The organism is Methylophilus sp. 5 (assembly GCF_000515275.1).
Lineage (GTDB): Bacteria > Pseudomonadota > Gammaproteobacteria > Burkholderiales > Methylophilaceae > Methylophilus.
The window spans coordinates 2,438,557-2,458,971 of the sequence record NZ_KI911560.1; the positions used below are offsets into that span (position 1 = coordinate 2,438,557).

General features: G+C 47.5%; 17 protein-coding genes and 1 tRNA gene. 10 read left to right on the top strand and 8 right to left on the bottom strand.

The features are described from left to right. Positions 1 to 21 precede the first annotated feature (21 nt). Together METH5_RS0111800 and METH5_RS0111810 are read right to left on the bottom strand one after the other, a co-directional pair. Complete coding sequence (locus METH5_RS0111800) at positions 22 to 1,233, bottom strand: pyridoxal phosphate-dependent aminotransferase (RefSeq protein ID WP_029148708.1); 1,212 nt, start codon at positions 1,231 to 1,233, stop codon at positions 22 to 24. A gap of 139 nt (positions 1,234 to 1,372) precedes the next feature. Continuing rightward, entirely contained in the window at positions 1,373 to 2,365 is a 993-nt protein-coding gene (locus METH5_RS0111810) for a tetratricopeptide repeat-containing serine protease family protein (protein WP_232411034.1), read from the bottom strand. Between the two features lie 182 nt (positions 2,366 to 2,547). Between METH5_RS0111810 and uvrB the strand changes: the two genes are divergently transcribed. From uvrB to METH5_RS0111830, 4 genes are read left to right on the top strand one after another with little or no spacing between them, the layout of a single operon-like run. Then, entirely contained in the window at positions 2,548 to 4,581 is a 2,034-nt protein-coding gene (uvrB, locus tag METH5_RS0111815; RefSeq protein ID WP_029148710.1) for an excinuclease ABC subunit UvrB, read from the top strand. Beyond that, positions 4,578 to 4,847, top strand: a complete 270-nt coding sequence (locus METH5_RS0111820; protein WP_029148711.1) for a SemiSWEET transporter — start codon at positions 4,578 to 4,580, stop codon at positions 4,845 to 4,847. Before uvrB ends, METH5_RS0111820 begins: the two co-directional genes overlap by 4 nt. 41 nt (positions 4,848 to 4,888) lie before the next feature. After that, the gene (gene galU / locus METH5_RS0111825; RefSeq protein ID WP_029148712.1) at positions 4,889 to 5,758 is read left to right on the top strand and encodes a UTP--glucose-1-phosphate uridylyltransferase GalU; all 870 of its coding nucleotides are present in this window, start codon (positions 4,889 to 4,891) and stop codon (positions 5,756 to 5,758) included. 6 nt (positions 5,759 to 5,764) lie between these two features. Then, the gene (locus METH5_RS0111830; protein ID WP_029148713.1) at positions 5,765 to 6,322 is read left to right on the top strand and encodes a hypoxanthine-guanine phosphoribosyltransferase; all 558 of its coding nucleotides are present in this window, start codon (positions 5,765 to 5,767) and stop codon (positions 6,320 to 6,322) included. Between the two features lie 43 nt (positions 6,323 to 6,365). On the opposite strand, the gene METH5_RS0111835 is transcribed toward METH5_RS0111830, so the two are convergent. Next, positions 6,366 to 8,588 (bottom strand): TonB-dependent receptor, encoded by a 2,223-nt coding sequence (locus METH5_RS0111835; RefSeq protein ID WP_036307873.1) that lies wholly within the window; start codon positions 8,586 to 8,588, stop codon positions 6,366 to 6,368. Positions 8,589 to 8,914: 326 nt separating this feature from the next. On the opposite strand from METH5_RS0111835, the gene METH5_RS0111845 reads away from it, so the two are divergent. After that, positions 8,915 to 10,141, top strand: coding sequence for an IS256 family transposase (locus tag METH5_RS0111845; protein ID WP_029147443.1), 1,227 nt, complete (start codon positions 8,915 to 8,917; stop codon positions 10,139 to 10,141). A gap of 84 nt (positions 10,142 to 10,225) precedes the next feature. On the opposite strand, the gene METH5_RS0111850 is transcribed toward METH5_RS0111845, so the two are convergent. Further along, positions 10,226 to 10,582: a hypothetical protein gene (locus METH5_RS0111850; protein WP_029148715.1), complete on the bottom strand. Its 357-nt coding sequence runs from the start codon at positions 10,580 to 10,582 to the stop codon at positions 10,226 to 10,228. Positions 10,583 to 10,856: 274 nt separating this feature from the next. Between METH5_RS0111850 and METH5_RS0111855 the strand changes: the two genes are divergently transcribed. Both METH5_RS0111855 and METH5_RS15000 read left to right on the top strand, forming a co-directional pair. Beyond that, positions 10,857 to 11,111, top strand: coding sequence for a hypothetical protein (locus METH5_RS0111855; RefSeq protein ID WP_029148716.1), 255 nt, complete (start codon positions 10,857 to 10,859; stop codon positions 11,109 to 11,111). A gap of 602 nt (positions 11,112 to 11,713) precedes the next feature. Continuing rightward, positions 11,714 to 12,619, top strand: coding sequence for a hypothetical protein (locus tag METH5_RS15000; protein ID WP_157381516.1), 906 nt, complete (start codon positions 11,714 to 11,716; stop codon positions 12,617 to 12,619). 593 nt (positions 12,620 to 13,212) lie between these two features. Here the strand turns inward: METH5_RS15000 and METH5_RS0111875 are convergent. Continuing rightward, the gene (locus METH5_RS0111875) at positions 13,213 to 13,443 is read right to left on the bottom strand and encodes a hypothetical protein (protein ID WP_029148718.1); all 231 of its coding nucleotides are present in this window, start codon (positions 13,441 to 13,443) and stop codon (positions 13,213 to 13,215) included. Between the two features lie 767 nt (positions 13,444 to 14,210). Between METH5_RS0111875 and METH5_RS0111880 the strand changes: the two genes are divergently transcribed. Both METH5_RS0111880 and METH5_RS0111885 read left to right on the top strand, forming a co-directional pair. Then, on the top strand, positions 14,211 to 14,678 hold the full coding sequence (locus tag METH5_RS0111880; protein ID WP_036307875.1) for a hypothetical protein: 468 nt from the start codon (positions 14,211 to 14,213) through the stop codon (positions 14,676 to 14,678). Positions 14,679 to 14,940: 262 nt separating this feature from the next. Further along, positions 14,941 to 15,909 carry a DUF2971 domain-containing protein gene (locus METH5_RS0111885; RefSeq protein ID WP_029148720.1) on the top strand — a complete coding sequence of 323 codons (969 nt, stop codon included), beginning with the start codon at positions 14,941 to 14,943 and terminating at the stop codon, positions 15,907 to 15,909. Between the two features lie 4 nt (positions 15,910 to 15,913). Here the strand turns inward: METH5_RS0111885 and METH5_RS0111890 are convergent, their stop codons facing one another. Further along, positions 15,914 to 16,489: a recombinase family protein gene (locus tag METH5_RS0111890; RefSeq protein WP_029148721.1), complete on the bottom strand. Its 576-nt coding sequence runs from the start codon at positions 16,487 to 16,489 to the stop codon at positions 15,914 to 15,916. Between the two features lie 1,214 nt (positions 16,490 to 17,703). On the opposite strand from METH5_RS0111890, the gene METH5_RS15250 reads away from it, so the two are divergent. Continuing rightward, on the top strand, positions 17,704 to 18,495 hold the full coding sequence (locus METH5_RS15250) for a hypothetical protein (protein WP_157381517.1): 792 nt from the start codon (positions 17,704 to 17,706) through the stop codon (positions 18,493 to 18,495). 36 nt (positions 18,496 to 18,531) lie between these two features. On the opposite strand, the gene METH5_RS0111910 is transcribed toward METH5_RS15250, so the two are convergent. After that, entirely contained in the window at positions 18,532 to 20,100 is a 1,569-nt protein-coding gene (locus METH5_RS0111910) for a site-specific integrase (RefSeq protein WP_029148724.1), read from the bottom strand. A 96-nt stretch (positions 20,101 to 20,196) separates the two neighbouring features. Beyond that, positions 20,197 to 20,287, bottom strand: a tRNA-Ser gene (locus METH5_RS0111915). Positions 20,288 to 20,415: the final 128 nt, after the last annotated feature.

Consider the following 20,415-nt stretch of genomic DNA (forward strand, 5'->3'; position numbering starts at 1 on the left):
CTTTTTTATTATGGTTCATTACTAATTCAACGCTTTTTCTATACGATCCAGCGCTTCACGCAGATTTTCCATGCTGGTGGCAAACGAGATGCGGAAATAGCCTTCGGCACCAAACGCTGAGCCTGGCACCACGGCTACATTGTGTTGTTCCAGCAAGTATTCAGCCAATGCCATGTCTGACGCGGCATTGATTGTGCCGGCTTGATGCAGGTTGGCAATCGCCTGGCGCGCATCAGGGAAAGCATAAAACGCCCCGCCTGCCATTAAGCAGCTCAGGCCAGGCATGGCGTTAAAGCGGTCGACTACATATTTGTGGCGCTCGCGGAAAGCAGCGACCATGGGCTTGATACAGTCTTGCGAACCGCTTAATGCAGCTTCGGCCGCATATTGTGAAATCGAGGCCGGGTTGCTGGTCGACTGGCTTTGCAGGATTTCCATGGCTTTAATAATATAAGCCGGGCCTGCGGCGTAACCAATACGCCAGCCGGTCATGGAGTAGGCTTTTGACACGCCATTCAACACGATACAGCGGTCTTTGAGGCCTGGTGCAGCATTGAGGATGTTATGGAATTTTTCGCCAGTTAAGTTGACGTGCTCATACATATCATCAGTCGCAATTAATACGTGTGGATGTTTGAGCAATACCTCACCCAGGGCTTTTAATTCGTCTAGTGTATAAACGGCGCCGGTTGGGTTAGAAGGGGAGTTGAACATCACCAGTTTGGTTTTGGCGGTAATCGCGGCTTCGAGTTGTGCTGGCAGCAGTTTAAAGCCTTGCTCAATGCCGCATTCCAAAATGACCGGTTTGGCTTCTGCCACCATGGCGATGTCGGCATAGCTGACCCAGTAAGGCGCAGGGATAATCACTTCATCGCCAGCGTTTAACACAGCCAGGCACAGGTTGAAAATGGTTTGCTTGCCACCCACACCCACAATGACTTCATTTAATGCGTAATCAAAGCCGTTTTCATTTTTAAATTTGTTAACAATGGCTTTTTTGAGCGCTGGAATGCCGCTCACCGGCGTGTATTTAGTATAACCGGCATCAATGGCTGCTTTGGCCGCGTCTTTAATATGCTGTGGCGTATCAAAGTCTGGCTCGCCTGCGGCCAGTCCAATAATCGGGCGACCTTCAGATTTATACTTGGCAGCTTTGGCTGTAATAGCCAAAGTTGGGGATTCTTTAATGGATAACACGCGTGCAGACAGCACGTTGGCGGCAGCTTGGCTCAAGATTGCTTCCTTGTTGGTCGACTATGCTCAAACAGGCCGCTGGTGGCGGACTGCAAAAAATTGAAAAACGCAATATTTTACGCAAAAAATCGCGGCTGTGGAAGCTGGCGCGAGCTGTTTTTCTAAAATAATCAAGCCGTTATTTTTGGCAGTGTTTTTCGCAGCCGAGGTAAGCCTGGTAAACAGAGACCAGCAACGGATCAATTTGCTGTAATTGCGTCTCGATTTGTTGCACGGTTTTTTGGTCGCCAAGTTGTTGGGCGACTTCGCCACGTCGAAACCAGGCCTCAACAAATTGTTTGTCGAGGCTGGTTGCTTTATCAAACGCGTTGGCGGCCGAGTCGAGTTGTTTTAACGACAGCTGTGCCAAGCCCAGGCTAAACCAGGCGTCGGCGCTGGCTGGCTCTTGTTGTGTCCATAAGCTACTCACTTTTTGCAGTGCTGCCCAGTCTTGGCGCGACTCTGGCACCGCAGCGCGCATATAAAAAGGCTTTTTGTCTTCATCCTCCTCCCACAGTGCTTTGCCATGCACAGGAAACTCGGTGCTGGCTGGCATTTTTGCCAGTGTTTCCAGCCACTCTACCGGTAGCGCAAAGTGGATGCTGCCGCCATTGCCTGCGGTTTTAAAGGTATTAATGCCGACCAGCTTGCCCTCCATGTCAAACAGGCCGCTACCACTGGCGCCCATTAAAAATTTGGCGCTGCTGCGTATCATATAACCGGCGGGCGTAGGGTAGAGGCCTTGAATTTCACCCACTGAGGTAATAGGGGCGGGTACACCATTCGAGTGGCCGATGGCGGTGATTTCTTGCCCGCGCGTGAGGCTCAGACTGCTGCCTCGCAGCACGGGTTTAAACGGCATGTTGTGGGTGGTAACCAGGCAGAGGTCGTGCCAGGCATCTGCGCGCACTTCGGTAATCGGGTAGCTGTCTTCGCCGCGTGATACCCAGGGTTGCTTGGTGGCGCGTAATACATGGCAGTTGGTGACAACGCTGTTGTCTGCCACCACCACGCCGGAGCCATAGGCCATGCCGCCATCCAGGTTGTAGCCACGTATCATCACCACCCCGAAATAGGCCTCCATCAGGGCTTGTTGGTTGTAAGCCTGGGCAGTCGGTGTGACTAGTAACATGCATGCTAAAAACAAGTGTTTCACGTGATCCCCCAGGTGCCTGTTTTAATGTTTTTGAAATGACTGATTCTTGCGATAAAAGTTCAGGCGGCAAGCATCTCTGAAAATTGTAAATCCTGCGCCTGTGGCGACAAAAACAGTTAAAATATGATTTATACCATTCTTGTCTCCAGATTGTTCTTGTGATCGTCACTTTTCCTGGTAGTAAATACGAACTGCACCAGCCGTTTCCGCCCGCTGGTGATCAGCCACAGGCGATTGAAAAGCTGACGCAAGGCATTAACGATGGCTTGAAATTTCAAACATTGCTCGGTGTGACTGGCTCTGGTAAAACTTACACCATGGCCCACGTGATTGCCCGCACTGGTAAACCGGCCATTGTCATGGCACCCAACAAAACACTCGCCGCCCAGCTTTATAGTGAGTTTAGGGAGTTTTTTCCTAATAATGCGGTGGAGTATTTTGTCAGTTATTACGACTACTACCAGCCAGAAGCTTATGTGCCTTCACGCGACTTGTTTATCGAAAAAGATTCCAGCATTAATGAGCATATTGAGCAGATGCGCTTGTCGGCAACCAAGGCTTTGCTGGAGCGTGAAGATGCGGTGATTGTGGCGACCGTGTCGGCCATTTACGGCATTGGTGACCCGAGTGAGTACCATGGCATGGTGCTGCATATTCATCAGGGCAAGAAAATGACGCAGAAAGACGTCGTGGCGCACCTGATTAGCATGCAATACGACCGTAACGACTTTGATTTTAGTCGCGGTTGTTTTCGCGTGCGTGGCGATATTATTGACGTGTTTCCGGCTGAGAACAGTGAAACAGCGGTGCGTATCAGCCTGTTTGACGATGAAATTGAAACGATACAGTTGTTTGACCCGCTCACTGGCCAGATTTTTAGCAAGATTCATAACTTTCGAATTTTTCCATCCAGCCATTATGTGACGGCGCGTGAAGCGACGGTGCGGGCGATGGATACGATTAAAGAAGAGTTGCGTCAACGCGTGAGTTTTTTCTTGAGCGAAAACAAGCTGGTTGAAGCGCAACGTATTGAGCAGCGCACGCGGTTTGACCTCGAAATGCTGAACGAGATTGGCTTTTGTAAAGGCATTGAAAACTATAGCCGCCATCTAACCCGCCGTAATCCTGGCGATCCGCCACCAACGCTGATTGATTATTTGCCTGAGCAGGCATTGATGATTATTGATGAAAGCCACGTCACTGTGCCACAAGTTGGCGGTATGTATCTGGGTGACCGTTCGCGTAAATCTAATCTGGTCGATTACGGCTGGCGTTTGCCTTCGGCCATGGATAACCGCCCGCTTAAGTTTGAAGAGTTTGAGCGCATTATGCGCCAGTGCGTGTTTGTGTCGGCGACCCCCTCAGAGTACGAGAAAAATCACCAGCAGCAAGTGGTCGAAATGATTGCGCGGCCGACCGGCCTGGTTGACCCTGAAATCACGGTGAAACCAGCTGATACGCAGGTGGATGACTTGCTAGGTGAGATTAAATTACGCGTAGATGTTGGCGAGCGCGTGTTGGCGACCACGCTGACCAAACGCATGGCCGAAGATTTGACCGATTATTTAAGCGAGCATGGCGTGAAAGTGCGCTATTTGCACAGCGATATTGATACGGTAGAGCGGGTTGAAATTATCCGTGACCTGCGTCTGGGCGAGTTTGATGTGCTGGTGGGCATTAACCTGCTGCGCGAAGGCCTGGATATTCCAGAAGTCTCTCTGGTGGCTGTGCTCGATGCAGACAAAGAAGGCTTTTTACGCTCTGAGCGGTCATTGATTCAAACTGCAGGCCGCGCGGCGCGTAACCTCAACGGTAAGGTGATTTTTTACGGCAACAAAATTACACGCAGCATGAAGCTGGCGATGGATGAAGCCGATCGCAGACGTAAAATCCAGGTGGCCTTTAATGCCGAGCATGGCATTACGCCCAAGGGCGTGACCAAGCGCATCAAGGATATTATTGATGGCGTGTACGACAAAGACGAAGCCCAGCGTGAACGCAAGGCGGCGCAAGAGCAGGCCAGCTTTGCCAGCATGAGCGAAAAAACGGTGACCAAAGAGCTCAAGCGCGTTGAAAAAGCCATGCACGACGCCGCTAAAAACCTGGAGTTTGAAAAAGCGGCCCAATTCCGTGACCAGCTGAAAAAGCTTAAGTTACAGGCGTTTGGTGCCGAAGTAGAAGATTTGAAGTGATCACGTTAAATACCTGTGTTGGCTCGATGGCGGCAGTGTGCACTACGCTAGCATTTGTGCCACAAGTGCTGAAATCATGGCGCACCCGGGATTTAAGCGGTATTTCACTGCCCATGTATACGATTTTTACAGCAGGCGTGTTGCTGTGGCTGGTTTACGGCATCCTGATTCAGGATTGGCCGGTGATAATTGCTAATGCGATCACGGCGCTGCTGGCCAGTGCCGTGCTGTTGTTAAAAGTAAAATCTATACTGAATATTAGATAATTGTTGATTATTTTTATAACTATTTTTATTAGGATACGACCATGAAAAAAATTACAAAAGCAGTGTTCCCGGTGGCGGGGCTAGGCACGCGTTTCTTGCCGGCGACCAAAGCGAGCCCAAAGGAGATGTTGCCTGTCGTGGATAAACCATTGATTCAATATGCCGCAGAAGAGGCGATTGCAGCGGGCGCGACTGAGTTGATTTTTATCACCGGCCGTAACAAGCGCTCGATTGCTGACCACTTTGACAAAGCCTATGAACTTGAAGCAGAGCTGGAAGCCGCTGGCAAGCAAAAGCTGCTCGACATCGTGCACAGCATTTTGCCAAAAGGCGTGAGCTGCGTGTTTATTCGCCAGTCACAAGCATTGGGCTTGGGGCATGCGGTGCTATGCGCTAAACCTGTGGTGGGTAATGAGCCGTTTGCAGTGTTGCTGGCTGACGATTTGCTGGTAGGTGATGTGTCTATCACCAAACAAATGGTGGATATGTATGTTGAGCAGCAATGCTCCATTTTGGGCATTGAAACTGTGGCACCAGAAGAAACCAGCAGCTATGGCGTGGTCGATGCTGTGGCACAAACAGACGACTTGCTTGAAGTCAAAGGCATGGTAGAAAAGCCAAAGCCAGAAGAAGCCCCTTCTAACCTGGCTGTGGTGGGTCGCTATGTATTAAGCCCACGTATTTTTGATTGCCTGGAGCATGTTAAACCAGGCAAGGGTGGTGAGATTCAGCTGACTGACGGTATTTCTGCCTTGATGGAATACGAAAAAGTCATGGCGTATCGCTACAAAGGCAAGCGTTACGACTGCGGCAGCAAACTTGGCTTTATGCAGGCCAACGTTGAGCTCGGGTTAAAGCACCCTGAAATTGCCGATAGCTTTAGAAGCTATTTGAAATCACTGGACATCTAGGCACGCATGCTGGCTGCACAGGCACAATCGCCAGATTTTTGGCTCGCCCAGTCTGATGTCGTGTTTACCGCGGCCGAGGTTAGCCTAGCGATTGATCGTATGGCTGAGCAGTTGCGCGAACGGTTAGCTGACGGCCAGCCTATCGTGCTGCTGTGTGTGATGCGTGGCGGTTTATATCTGGCAGGCCAGTTAATGGGCCGCTTGCCGCTGCCAGCGAGGCTGGATTACCTGCAAGCCAACCGCTATCACGGCACCGCCGGGCAAGACATCGTCTGGAGCAAGCAGCCAGAACTCGATCTGGCCGGGCAAACGGTGGTGGTGGTGGACGACATTCTGGACGAAGGCATTACCCTGGCAGCCGTGGTTGACTATTGCCAACAGGCAGGTGCTAACCGAGTATTGACCGCTGTACTTACCGAAAAAGACAATTGCCTGCAAAAACCGTTGCAGGCCGATGTGGTTGGCTTAACTGTGCCTAACCGTTATGTATTTGGCTGCGGTATGGATGTGTATAGCTGGTGGCGCAACTTGCCAGAAATTCGCGCGTTGCAATCTGAAGTTTGAGTTTGAGTTTGAGCGCGCTCGCGCTGTTCATCGTCATAACGCCTTAAAACCGATATTCGCCACTCACCCCCAATAGTCTGGGTTCGTTATAAATCGCGATTTGATTGCCTAAAAAGTCTTTTCCCTTTGCCACGGCAAACTGCTGGTTAGTGAGGTTTCTCACCCATACACTCCACAGCCAGTGCTGGTTGTCGGTGGTGTAGTTGAGGCAGGTATTGAGCACGTTTCTTTTAGACAATTGGCTGTTTTCAGGCTCGTTGCTAATGCCGCTGTAGGTGGCTGATTGGTAGTAATGCTGAATGCTCGCCTCCAGTTTGCCTGTGAGTGCATGCGCATGCACGCCATAGCTGAGCGTGTTGGCGATACTCCAGCGGGGCGCGTCAGGCAGTGCTTGACCGGAGGCATCAGTGCCGTTAGCGCCACCGCTAGAAAAACGCAGGTAACTGGCATCTAAATAGGCCAATTTAGTGTTGATATGCCATGCCTGGTTTATGGGGATCAGCGCAGCCACCTCCAGGCCTTGCGTTCTGACGCTGGCAGCATTACGCAACTGCAGCACTTGTGCGTTGCCTAGCCGAGAAAACTGGAATACCTGGTAGTTGTCGTAATGATTCACAAACAACGTGGTGTTTAGGTCAAACGCCGTGTGCGCATAATGCCAGCCAAACTCCAGGCTATTCACCGACTCAGGTGCAAATGCATAGCCATCTTGTACTTGGGCCCGATTTAAAAAGTCGGTATTCCAACCGCCGTTTTTATAGGTGCGTGCAAATTTAGCCAGCAAGCTATTTTTTTGATTAGGCTGAGCGCTGACTGCCAGCATCGGCGAGAAAAAGTGATTGGTCATGGATTGCTGTTGCTGGTTTAACGAGCCTATGCGGAAAGCACCGCTTTGTGCGCCGTCCAAACTGAAATCTAGCTGCTTTTGCTCCCATTGATAACGCCCGCCCACGTGCAGTATAAGTGGCTCGAACTCGTAACTGGCATTGGCGTATAAGGCCTGGGTTTGCGTGTTCACCTTGGCCTGTAATGGCACTACGGCGCCCGCTGTGATGCCAAATGTTGCTCCAAATGGTGTCAATATAGTCGCACCGGGGCGTTTTATCAGTGTGGCCATGTCATTGCCAAACACGGCACGGCGATCATTAGATTGCGCCTCTTGCGAGAAATACAGCCCCGAGACATAGCGTAGTGTCTCTTGCTCGTCTGAGCGATAACGAAACTCCTGGCTGGTGAGCTGGTGGCGATCTTTGTAATAGGTCGCTAATACATCATTGGCGCTATAGTCATTGTCCGCTTGGCGGCTGTGCCGGTGATCTCTGGCCGCCACTATCATCTCTAGCTGTGCGTGGTTGGCCAATTGCCGCTCACTCTGAATACTGAAGCCTTGCGCCAGCGTGTGTGCTATTGGTTGCGTATTTAAATAAACGCGTGAGAATGTATTGCCGCTTTGTACCGGCTGGCCAAACATACCGGTAGTTGGTTGTGCCAAAAAGTTCTGGTTACTGAGGTCAGCATAGTCGGCATACAACTTTAAGCGATGCTGTTCGCTGGTTTGCACCTGTAACTGCGCCCTGGCCGCAGTATTATCCTGATCTTTAAGGGCCTGTTGATCACTATTATTGGTGACATAACCATCGCGGATTTCTTTTCTAACCGCAATGCGGGTGCTGATGTGCTCAGCCAGCGGCATATTCATCACCGCCGTGGTTTCGCGATAATCAAGATTACCCAGACCGAATTTGATGCGTGCCTCGGGTAATGCACTTGCTTGTTGTGTATTGATAAAAATCGCGCCAGTATCGGATTGATTGCCCTGCGCATAGCCTTGTGGGCCCTTGGCAATGTCTATCTGGTCAATATCAAACAGCAGGCTTTCGAGTGCCATGGTTGGCCCGACATTCACGCCATCCACATACACCGCCGTGCGCGCATCAAACCCTGCATTTCTGCCACCACCGCCAACGCCGCGAATATAAGCGCTTTTATACACGCCATATTGCTGTATAGCAAAATTAGGCAGCAGGCCGTTTAGCTGTGAAACCTGATTGACATGCGCATTGTGTAAACTGCGCTCAGCAATCGACTCCGCCATTAGCGGTGCGGGTTGAGTAGAGGCGTTTCTCTTGGGGGCGGTGACTTCAACATCAGCTAACTCTAGCTCGTCAGTAGTGTCACTGGCGATCACGGGTTTGCTGATGGCTATCGCTAACAAAAAGAAGAGGCGCGTATTGAAAAAGCTTGAAGCAGGGGTGACGGCTTGCATGGCATGATGATTTTTATATTTTTTAAAAATCTATCATGTTTAGGCGTGGTTGTGAAAATTAAAGCCAACATACTGGCGCAGACTGCAAAAGAAAAAGGCACCCCAAAAGGGATGCCTTAAACCGGAGATAGTATGTCTTAACCGGATCGGGGAAGAGTTGATGACCCAACTTGCAACGAGTTGCCTCGCTTTAAGCTGTTATTGGGGGCATCAAACGCTGGTTGTTAGCATGCAAGGAATCATTAGCGATGAATATAGGAGGGTATAAATAATTTTGTGTAAACGGTCATTTTGCAGGAAACTGCGCACGTACTTTTGGAGTAGAAATGACCGTATCAAAACCCCTACCCAACGATCTGATTGATGGATTGTTGGCGAACTATAAAAAGCCCGAAGATTTAATTGGTGAGAATGGCCTGCTCAAGCAGTTAACCAAAGCACTGGTTGAACGTGCCCTTGAAGCAGAGATGGCCGAACACCTTGGCCACGATAAACATGCGCCAGTGAAGAATGCCACTGGCAACACCCGCAACGGTAAAAGCAGCAAGACCCTCAAAGGAGACTTTGGTGAGCTGCCGATTGAAATCCCCCGTGACCGCGCAGGCAGCTTCGAGCCACAACTGATCCCCAAGCATCAAACCCGCTGGTCGGGCTTTGATGAGAAGATTATCTCGCTATACGCCAGAGGCATGACAGTACGTGAGATTCAACAGCACTTGTCAGAGATGTACGGCACAGAGATTTCACCGACGCTGATTTCCAATGTCACTGATGCAGTGATTGATGAGGTTAAGCTGTGGCAATCTCGCCCTCTCGACAGCATTTACCCTATTGTCTATCTGGACTGCATCCATGTCAAAGTCAGAGATACTGGTAGTGTGCGTGCCAAGGCGGTGTATCTCGCCATAGGCGTCAACATGGACGGTCACAAGGAAGTGATGGGCTTATGGATTGCGCAGACTGAAGGCGCCAAGTTCTGGCTGGCGGTCGTGACTGAACTCAAGAACCGTGGCGTACAAGACATCTTCATTGCCTGCGTGGATGGCTTAAAAGGTTTCCCTGAAGCGATCGAGACAGTCTATCCGCAAGCCACGGTGCAGCTTTGCATTGTCCACATGGTGCGCAACAGCCTGAACTATGTGGGCTGGAACAAGCGCAAAGCGGTTGCAGCTGACCTGAAGACGATTTACAGCGCTGCCACACTGGCTGAGGCTGAAAGGGCGCTGATGGACTTTGAGCATCAGTGGAGTGAGGCTTACCCCTTAATTGCCAAATCCTGGCGCAGCAACTGGCAGCGCATCATTCCGTTCTTTGACTATCCGCCTGAAATCAGGCGCGTGATTTACACCACCAACGCCATTGAGTCTGTGAATATGAGTTTGCGGAAAGTCACCAAGAATCGTGGCTCGTTTCCGAATGATGAGTCGTTGATTAAATTGTTCTACCTAGCATTACAAAACGCTAGCAAAAAGTGGTCTATGCCACTGAGAGATTGGAAACCTGCGCTAAACAGGTTTACCATACAGTTCGAGGACAGAGTGCCTAGTCAGTAATCAACCGCCGTTTACACAAAATTCAGGACACCCTCGAATATAGGAGTTACTCCTGAGTTGGTTTATCGCCCCACATCTTTGTGCTTAAAATACCAACTTCCAACATTGGTTGCTTGAGGTTTCACAAAGAAATTTTTGCTTATTCAATCTTTTCTCAAGTTTAAAGGTGGCCCCTGTTTCTGCCTGAAGTTTGCCACGAACGATATAAGTGCCTTTGTTAGTTTCTATCTTGGTGTGATCTGCACTAAACGTGTTGGATACAAAAGACATACTCACCAAATGCCCAGCATCGGCTGACTCAACCACGGTTGCCTGCCGGGTCTTATTGCTCTCTCGGAGAAAATACCCAGCAACAATAAGCGCGACTATAAACATGACCGCAAACATGGTTGCTTTGGCGCTGCCCTTGTTGTATCGACTGTTTAATCTTTTAGTTCTCATGCTGCTTCCTACCTCTTTTTAATACTAATCATACTAGCACGGCTTATCGTGTCATCTAGGGGCAACTGACTTGCAGGCAGCTGTTCAAAAATTACCTTGGGCTATTCCTCGCCTTGTCACACTGCATTATCCTACGAGCGCTCTTTCACAGCAGCGACTGAATATATACCCCGATAAATTTTGCACTGATTGATCATAAAAGTTTGCTTGTGGTTCACCTAAAGAACACCTATAGTCCACAACCTTAACAAGCAACTTAATACAAGGGCGCAATATGAAAAAACTATTAGTTACCATTCAAGTGGAATTAGACATCCCTGAGACCTGGGAGTTAGTTGAGCATCCGGATCAGGTACAGGCGATTAAAATGGACGATGGGCAGTACATGCACATGAGCTTTTTGCCGATGATGACCAAAGACTTCAATGAGGATGCTGAGTGGTCAAGCGAGTGCTCTGACGAGTTTACAGAACAAGTATTGGACATGGTGTCAGACGAAGACGTGTATATGAAGCTTGAAACTCACTAATCAGCTCATTCATTGGCACCGCTGAGCGCATTGGTGGTGCCGGTGAGTTGTAGTAATCGCCAGAAATAGGCTAACGTTGGATGCATCTCTAAGCTCAAAACACCAAGCAAGGCTAAATATATTCAGGTCAGTCGTATAAATAATACTCACTCATGCAAAGCGTCATTAGAACAAGTAGTTATCGCTACTATTAAGACTCAATCCACTGTCTTATCCACAGATATTGTGGAAACGATTTTCAAACTCAAAAGGGCATTGCCCTCTCAAACGTAGTCGCCAACATTTTCATCTATTTTTAATGGCTTAAGACAACCAATCCGGTATTGGATTGGATTGGAGTAAATAATGATTTCTGGCGGAGAAGGAGGGATTCCTGAAACTCCGAAACGATTTATTAATAATCAATGACTTAGGAGGCATCTGGTGAGGCTGTGTGGCTCACTATTGTGTACCACTTTTCATATGGTAACTATTCAAATCAGCCATTGCAATACCTACAGTAGGGGTTGCGTTGAGCCACGACGTCCAGCAGCTTCCCTAAAAGGTAATTGTCTAAACTATAATCATTCGTTATGTAGAGTACTTAACTGGGGGATTGCGGAATGATAGAAGTAACCTGTTTCATATGTAAATCACCAGCACAAGGTGCATCAATAAACGGTAATGATGTTTGTAATTGTCCCAAATGTGGTAATTACAAATTCAGTAGTACAGCCAGTGCAGTTTTAGATAACGGTAATCTCACAAATAGGCAACGCGCTAACATTTCGGGATGGCTTAGAGAAAATCAGGGATTAATAATCACCTCAGAGCATGTAGGAATGCTGAAATCATTACAGTCGCCCACTGTTGCTGAACGGGCTTTCAAGATTCTGCAAGCAATGGGTCATAAGTGCCAGTACATGGGGGCCGCAGTAGACCCACTTTCAGATGAGTTCATCGGAGTCTCTTGGTCAGTCAATTACGATGAGCTTGCTTATCTTGTGAATAGGTTTCTTGACGCCGAAATGCAGTATATTAAATTTGACTTTATAGACACAGCAAGCATCACCCCTAAGGGTTATGCGGCTTTGGAAGAGGCAAAGCAAATCAATGCGGACAGTCAAATAGGATTTTGTGCAATGTGGTTTGGTTCTGAGGTGCTCCCCGCATGGACTGAGGCTATATTACCCGCGATTGTTGCATCTGGTTATGAGGCTAAACGCATTGATACACACGATCACAATAACCGCATTGATGATGAGATAATTGCGATGTTACGCAAGAGTAAGTTTGTTGTAGCTGACTTTACAGGTCAACGTGGTGGCGTTTATTTTGAAGCTGGCTTTGCTTTAGGGATGGGGCTTCCAGTGATATGGACTGTTAGGAGAGATTCGCTCCACGATGTTCACTTTGACAATCGTCAATATAATTTCGTAGTGTGGGAACAAGACAAATTAGGTGCTTTCAAAACTTCATTACAGAATAGAATTGAGGCTACACTGGGCCGGGGGAAGTTAAGCGCCTGATTGAAAAACCCTCAAGGATAAACTCCAAGAGGGCTTCGTGTTTTTAGCCTTAATCTACTGTGCCTAATGCTGCTTTAGGCGTCTGCAAAGAGGCCTTAGGCTGGACTTTGGAGCTGGCCTAGGGGTAGGTGTGGACGAGGCCTCTTAAGTTGGCCTGGCTTAGAATGGCGCATCTGTGTCATCGTCTGCGGTTGAACTCATAGCCACTACGGGCTTGGTGGTGTTGGAGAAGGTTTGAACCTTAGGGGCTTTAGGTTTTGTCTTGGTAGGGTCAGGTGGAAAGAGCTTCGCTACTCTGGCTTCCTCGCGCATTCTCTGAGTGTTTGCGTTATGCTCAGCTAAGACTAGAGACTTTGCAGTTTCGTAATCCGTATTTAGCTTACGTTGCCTTATGAGTGCTTGCTGATGCCACCAGTTATCCTTTGAGGCTTTATCTGACGCCTTCCTAGCGTAATGATCTTGTAGCTGAGTAAGGTCTTCAGATAGCTCAAGCCAAATTGAGCAGCCTTTGTTCCTACATTTGAATTTAGTTCTGGTGCCTGGCTTTATGTGCTGGTGTCCACAAGTGGGGCAGGGTAGAAGCTGTGTCATTGTTAGATACCTCCCCTAGTGGCTGCTTTAACTGAAGCATCAAAGAAGTAATCAAGGAACTTAGATTGAGTTAGGGGCTTGCCTAAGTGTTTCTCCCAGGCTTCCTTGAGTGTGTCGAAGTTTTCTTTGCCCTGATTGGTTAGAGAGCATCGAAGCTCCCAGCGTCCGTTTTGCAGTTTCTCTCTGCCGTTGTGATGGTGGGTGTGTTTTAAGGGTGGCTTAGGTGTGAGCATGGTTATTCCTTATTCCGAAAAAAGATAAGCAGGGTTGTTAATTACAGATAGGAGGTACTGAGGTTTATGTACACAAGATTGAGTACACGAAGTTAAGCCAAACTGAAGAAGGCTTAGAGCAGCCCTGGGGGCTTCACTGTGAGGGGTAAATCAAGCGAAGTCCTGAGAGAGACTTAGGTGTCCCAAGGGCTGCTGTAAATCGTCTTAAGTGTGGCTTAGGTGTGATTGAGGTTTGATGGATTATGGAGGACGTACCTTGATAGGTACTCCAACTGAAGAGGCAACTACAGTTAAAACTTAAGCTGCTTTAGGCTTGTGATAGTTGAGGGATGTACAACGATGTACACACCCCCTTAAGTGTTACTTAAGTTTTCTCTTAAGTTTATTGATATTAAGTATTCTGTATTGATGTTTAACACTTAAGAGAAAACTTAAGAGAAGCTTTAGCCGAAACCTTTAGGTTTTTCCGCATCCTCAGCCATTTACCAAAGCCAAAGGGTGCATCACTTCCTTTGCTGCTACTCTCAGCGGTACTACTTCTAAAAACATGCGGATGCGATTAGAAGCGGTACAACGATCAAACGTAGCTCATGGTAAACGGTGTCCATCAGCTGAGGGCTGTAGAGTGTCGAGGGCGACACAATGATGGACTTGTTGAAACTGGTAAAAACTTGGAGATCACTCGGGGAAGCTTTCGCCTGATTTACCGAAGGTGAGGGTTTATCCCCTACAATTGAGGTAACTACAAGAGTAGAAAGGGGAAACTGGTGTACAAAATAATAAGCTTACTTTCGGTGCTGGTTGTTGGGTGTACTCCTACTCAGCACATCGTGATGAGAGATGGGAAAATTCAAGAGGCTAAGGTCGTCGCCCTTGATGCGCCTCGGGAGCCTTACACTTTAGAGATTGAGAAGAGGCTCAAGGAAGCGGGCTTCAAAGTATTGAGGGTGCCTACTAGAACTCTAGTCAAAGATCAAACCTCAGAAACACGCACAGAGATTTACAAGGAAGCTGAAGCACGATATGTAGTGTCCCTTATCGCTGATATTCGTGATAGGTGCTTCGCTGGTGGGTATAACTTCGAGAACTTTACCGCTGAGCTGGTGGACGTTAAAACTAATGAGACAGTAGTGTCCTATAGTGATAATGGGTACTCGGAAAACTGTACACCTTTGTCGGGAGAAATTTACCAAGAAGCTACCAATGCCATATCTGGAGCGTGGGCTAAGCAATAAGTGTTCGGAGTTCTGATTTACCGATGGTGAGGGTTTATCAGTAAATCCCCAGGTCTTACAGGCGGGTATTCGTAAGCCGTAGAAATGCAATCGAGCTATAACGCGTTAACTTTAGGTATGGTAGGTACGTGTATAGATTTGGTAAATTAAGGGTATGGTAGTGCCTTTGCAGAGGCCTCAGCTACTTTGTGAGTGCAGTTGCTAGGAGTGGGTGTACCTAGTCTATGGCGTATGCTTATTAGATAACAAACTGAGAAAATTTATGTCCGAAGCGCTGTTTGAAAAGTATCCCGAGCTATTCCATTACACGACGGCTGTTGGTTTGGAAGGAATTTTAAGTACTAAAACATTATGGGCGACTCATTATGAGTACGTTAACGATAGTGACGAGTTTAAGTCATTCTTCAAGACACGGCTTCCTGAGGTTTTAGGGGAGGTTATACCGTCTGCATTAGCTGAAAAGTATAGAGATTCGCCAGAGTTTAAAAGTGAAGTGGACGGGTTCCCAAAAGGTCTTGAGGCATTTACTCAGGCGTTTATCGGGGATGCCTTGAAGGCAACGAGTGAAGCCATCTGGGGTTCGTATGCACCCTATCTTACTTCGTTTTGTGGCGCTACTACACCTGAAATAACACAAGACGGTTTACTGAGTCAATGGCGCGGTTATGGACAAGATGGGGGTTACGCAATTGTTTTTAACACGCAAGCGCTTGAGGCACTATTCTGGCTGGAGCATTCAAAATATCTTCTTAAGTTTCAGACGATTTGTGAGATAGCTTACAACCAGCAGTCAATTGAGAGGTCAGATATTAAAAAGCTTGAAGACGAAGTCAAAACTAGCTTTAGGAATTACATTAAAACTCTTGAGCCGACTGATATATGGGCATCGATGGTGCCAAATATTCGGATGGCCTTAATGCACAAACATGGGGGCTTCAGTGAAGAGGCTGAGGTGCGAATAGCCATTATCCCATCAACCCCTACCGAGTTTGAAGAGGCTGCACTTTCAAGTAGCCCATCCACCAAAAAACTACTACCAACCACTTTCAGTATTAAGGACGGTCTTCTGGTTCCGCGTTTAACCTTATTCAATGGTCTACCAATAAAGCGCATTATTGTGGGGCCGCATCCTGACAGTGTTAGGCGAAAGAAGTCTGTAGAAATGCTTCTAGCAAAGTACAAGGTTAAAGCGGAGGTTACTTGTTCAAAGATTCCTTACGTAGGACGCTAGGTGCTTATTTCATTGGAGGGGCGCTTCTGCAAGCACGTTTAACAGAAGCTACCGAGATACTAAAGTGGTTAGCCGTATCAGCTATAGAGGCATTATTACTCATTCTCCATGAGGCAACTTGGCTATCATCTATTGTTTTCTCTCTTCCCAGGTTCTTTCCCTCAGCCCTGGCTCTCTCAAGTCCCGCTAGTTGTCTCGCCTTGATATTCTCACGCTCAAGCTGAGCCATTGCTGCAAGCATTGTTAGCATGGCTATACCTACAGGCGTAGAGAGGTCGAAGTTTTCCCTCAGTGACACTACAGACACACCTTTGTTTTTCATTAGCTCAACAGTCGTGAGAACGTCTACAGTATTTCTCCCCAGGCGATCTATAGCCGCAACCACAACCGTATCACCACTCTGTACAGTCTCTAGAAGTTGGGACAGCTTAGGTCTTTGAGCAGCTACTATCGCCCCCGATACTGCATCATCTGAATACCAGCGCACATTCGGGTAACGCTCCGCTATGCTTCGCTTTTGATTCTCTGTGGTTTGATCGTCTGTACTTACACGTACATATCCAAAAGTGATATTTGACATAGTAGCTTCCTTTGGGTGGCTCATTGAGTGTGGCTCATATTATCAATGGTGGCTCAATGAAAGTCAACAGTTTTGAGCTATAGGCAAACCTAGGTGTTTCGCTAGGCTCATAGGGTGTACCTTCTGAGCTACATGCAGTTGGCCTGAGTGCCATTGGTTTCGCTTAGGTGTTTGCCTTTAGGTTATCCCTAATTGCACCCAGTAAACTTAAAGTACTTTCCCTAAGTGGAAAGCAAATAATTGTTTACAAAGGATTTTATTTGATGTTAGTTTATAAAAAGCAATACAACACTAACAACAAATTAAAGGGTATTAGAAATGGCTTTAACGTTTGGCAACTGGTTTGAATTAGAGGTAATCCCTGGGGTTCTGTCTCTGTTTCGTGTGGGTTTATTGGCTATCGGTGTAGCAACTACAAAGAAGCCTAAGAGCTACTTAGGCGCGCACAGAGAAGGTCAGGCGTTATACGTTTACGCTTTAGGGCTGGAGGTGTTACTAACAGCTAACGGGTGATCTACGACAACAGAGAGTGCTTAAGGAGGGCTATGGAATCAATTAAAGGCTAAAGCTTACAGAGATATATTACTGAAGGAGAAACCCCAGTGTGATGTGCGTCCCTTGGGGTTTTTGCTTTGGTTATCGGTACATATCTGTGTAGAAATAAAGTTCTTTATGGCTGAGCCAAAGCAGCAAGGTTATTACGATGATCGTTATACAGCTAACTATAGCAACCGCGTCTGACAAAGCGGTGTACCGTTGTGTAATCGGTAAATTAGGTACGTCTATCATGCTTTCAAGCTTTCCCACAAGCAGCCCGCAAGGTAACAGCACTACTAAGAAAATTCCAAAGTAAGCGACCAGGCTCACACACACCAGTTGCTTCAAATAGTTTAGGAGTGTGTCAGGGTATGGAAGTAAGCTGTACTCGATGTTATACACGGCAACCACGACAGAGGCTGCGACCATTACCGCCCACCTCAATGTTTCTTCTCTGACTTTCATACTTGTCATACCTTCTTTATTGTTTTCCCCGATTGTATCTAGATTTCATCGAGTTGATAACTGGCAGTGCCTAGGGTGTAACTGAAGGGGGCTATGGGGGGTATTTTCTCGGTGGCGCTGGAGGATATACCTTCACGGATTTTTGTAGTAAATTTGAGCGTAACACTATGGGCGCTCAAGCTCTAATTTCAATTATAAGAAACGACAATAAAATGTATAAACTCCTGGGTACTCTCATTGCTGCATCCTTTACTATTGGCTGCTCTAGCCCAAGCTCTGTAAGTTACCAATACGGCGATGGTGTGGATGCAACTTCCGCTGAGGTGAAACAGGCTGTTAAATCCTTTGAGCAAACATGCACCCATTTAGCCAATAACAGTGAGTTCTTAGACTCAATTAAACTCACCAAGGGAATAGAGCAATATTTCACACCAGACTACGGCTGGAACAAAGGCCTAACGATACAGTTTCACGTATCAGAAACAGCCGATAAAGATCAATACTGGATACGCGCACGAGGTCACAATTGTTGGGCTTACATCGGTGGCGGTTTCAAGCCAGGTATAGAGATAGCTAAGCCCACTTGTGCAGCTTTATGTACAGCCAGCCAGGATGGGGCTAAATATTTCCCTGATAAGAACTTACAAATAGTGGAATCAGTAGATGAAGCAAAAGCAGTTGCAGAGGAAAAGCAGTTAAAGGGTCAAGAGGCTTTAGCTAAGCTTACGAAGGAGGCCGAAAAGGGAGACTATCAGGCGCAACGTAATCTTGCTTACAGCTATTCTACTGGTCAATTCAATTCACCATATGAGCCAATCACTGGGTGTGCGTGGTACGCTGTAATTGCAGCATCAGGGCACAAGGAATTCGATAGCGGGGACGCGGGCAACTACAAGCTGTATTGTGAGGAAAAGTTGAACCCAGACCAGTTTAGCCAAGCACTTCAGAAGGCAGCGGAGACCATGCGTAAGATGGGAATACAGGATAAGTTTTTGAATAGCTAACTCCTTGTTTACGACTTATCTATGGTTCCTTTTAAATTATTTTCTCAAATGCGATAAGTCCAGCCCTTTAAACTCAAGCTTAACGATCTCTTCATACAAAGGCTTAAGCGGATACAACTTGCCCCCATAGCTTCTGAAAGCTACATTAGCTGGGGTGTGGCCTTCAATGATCTCTCTATGATACTCAGACATCGATGATGTCCGGCCATACTCTACAAATGTGTGCCTGAGTCCGTGGAAAGGCTGCGGTATCCTAGATATGCCTAAGTCTTTCCTGACGTAGCTACACCACCAGCGACCCCAGTTATCACCTAGCTTACCATTAACACGCGTGACTTTAAGCTCAGGGAATAGCTGCACGTGTCCCTGTTGTTTCATCTTAGCCACGTAATCCAGGAGACCCATTTTGACCAGGTCAGGGTGGATAGGTACACGCCGCTTCTTACCGTCTTTGACGCTTCGCCCTGTAGCAGCGTCAGGTTTGATTAGAAAGTAGGGGATACCCTCTTGCTCACTAACATCTTCAGTGAATAGCTGAGCGCCTTCATTCAATCGACATCCAGTGTAAAGACCTATCAGCGGTAACCAGAATGCAGCTTCGCCCATACATTGCTTGGGCCTGTAGCCATCTTTGAATACGGGGGAGTTAAAGATAAGTTTTAGCTCTTCAAGCGTGTATGGCGATTCGACTTCTTTTTCTGGAATCGGTAAGTCCTTCCCGCCTTTGAACGGGTTTGAAGGTAGCTTAGAGTTTGCTTCAGCAGTACTAAAGATAGCCTTCAGGATGCCCATGTCTTTATTGATTGTAGCAGGGGCCGCACCTTTGGAGAGTAGCGCATCCTTGAACGCTATAGCGTTTACCTTGGTTACGTCACTCGGTTTAAAGTCTCCTACCATGTCTCTAAATTTCTTGATCGCTGTATTCGCAATCCTCAACGCTGACTGGCTCTTGCTTGATTGCATAAACCAGTAGTCCCTTAGTGCCTCAAAGGTCTCAGCTTCATGCGGTACAGGCTGCGCTGGTGGAGCCACTTTAGGCGCAACAGGAGTGTCTATCACTTCGCCCTGGTGTCTGAGTGTCTGCTGTTGATTTGCTTGTACAGAAGCTCTCAGGAATGCATAACAAAGCTGTCTATGAGCTTCGCTACCTTTAGCAATCTTGAACCCCTGGGACTCACAGAAGTCTTCCATTTCAAATTCGATCAGCGAAGTGTTGCCACGTGCTAAGGCTGCTTTCCCTCCAGTTTCCACAATCTCTAAGGACTCAGACAGCTTGTCGTACTCACTCTCTGATAAGCCATCCATACGCCACTCTTCATCCTCTTCCAGCACATGAGCAATCCAAAGGTCGGAAAGGGACTTGATAACATCTTGTGAGATTGTATGAAGCTCAGGAGCTGTCTGCCCTTTACGGATACGGGCAAACTCCTCGTCAAGCTTCACGGATTCGATGCGCTGTAGCCTATCAGCTTCGGCGTAGTCTCTAGTTTTTAGACTGAACTTAAACTCGGTCTGAGGGGCGTAGTGGGGGAGTAAATCTTCAGGGACTCTACGGCGAAAATAGAAGACGCCTTTACGGTTAATCATGTGGATTTGTTTACGCATCTTAGAGCCTAATGTGTACCAGTTGTGTGGCTCACTTTACGCTCTATCTATATGAATCTATTGGTTATTATTAAAATTCAATTATTTAGGAATCACTGGCGGAGAAGGAGGGATTCGAACCCTCGATACGCTTGCGCGTATGCCTGATTTCGAGTCAGGTACATTCAACCAGCTCTGCCACTTCTCCGTTTTTTAAATCAATAGCTTGCAAAATAGGCACCTAGGCGGTTCGGATTTTTTTGCCAAGTTCTATATAGCTTACGCATCAAGCAGGGCACTAGTCTACACCGTGGCGCCTGTGCTGTTCAACAATCA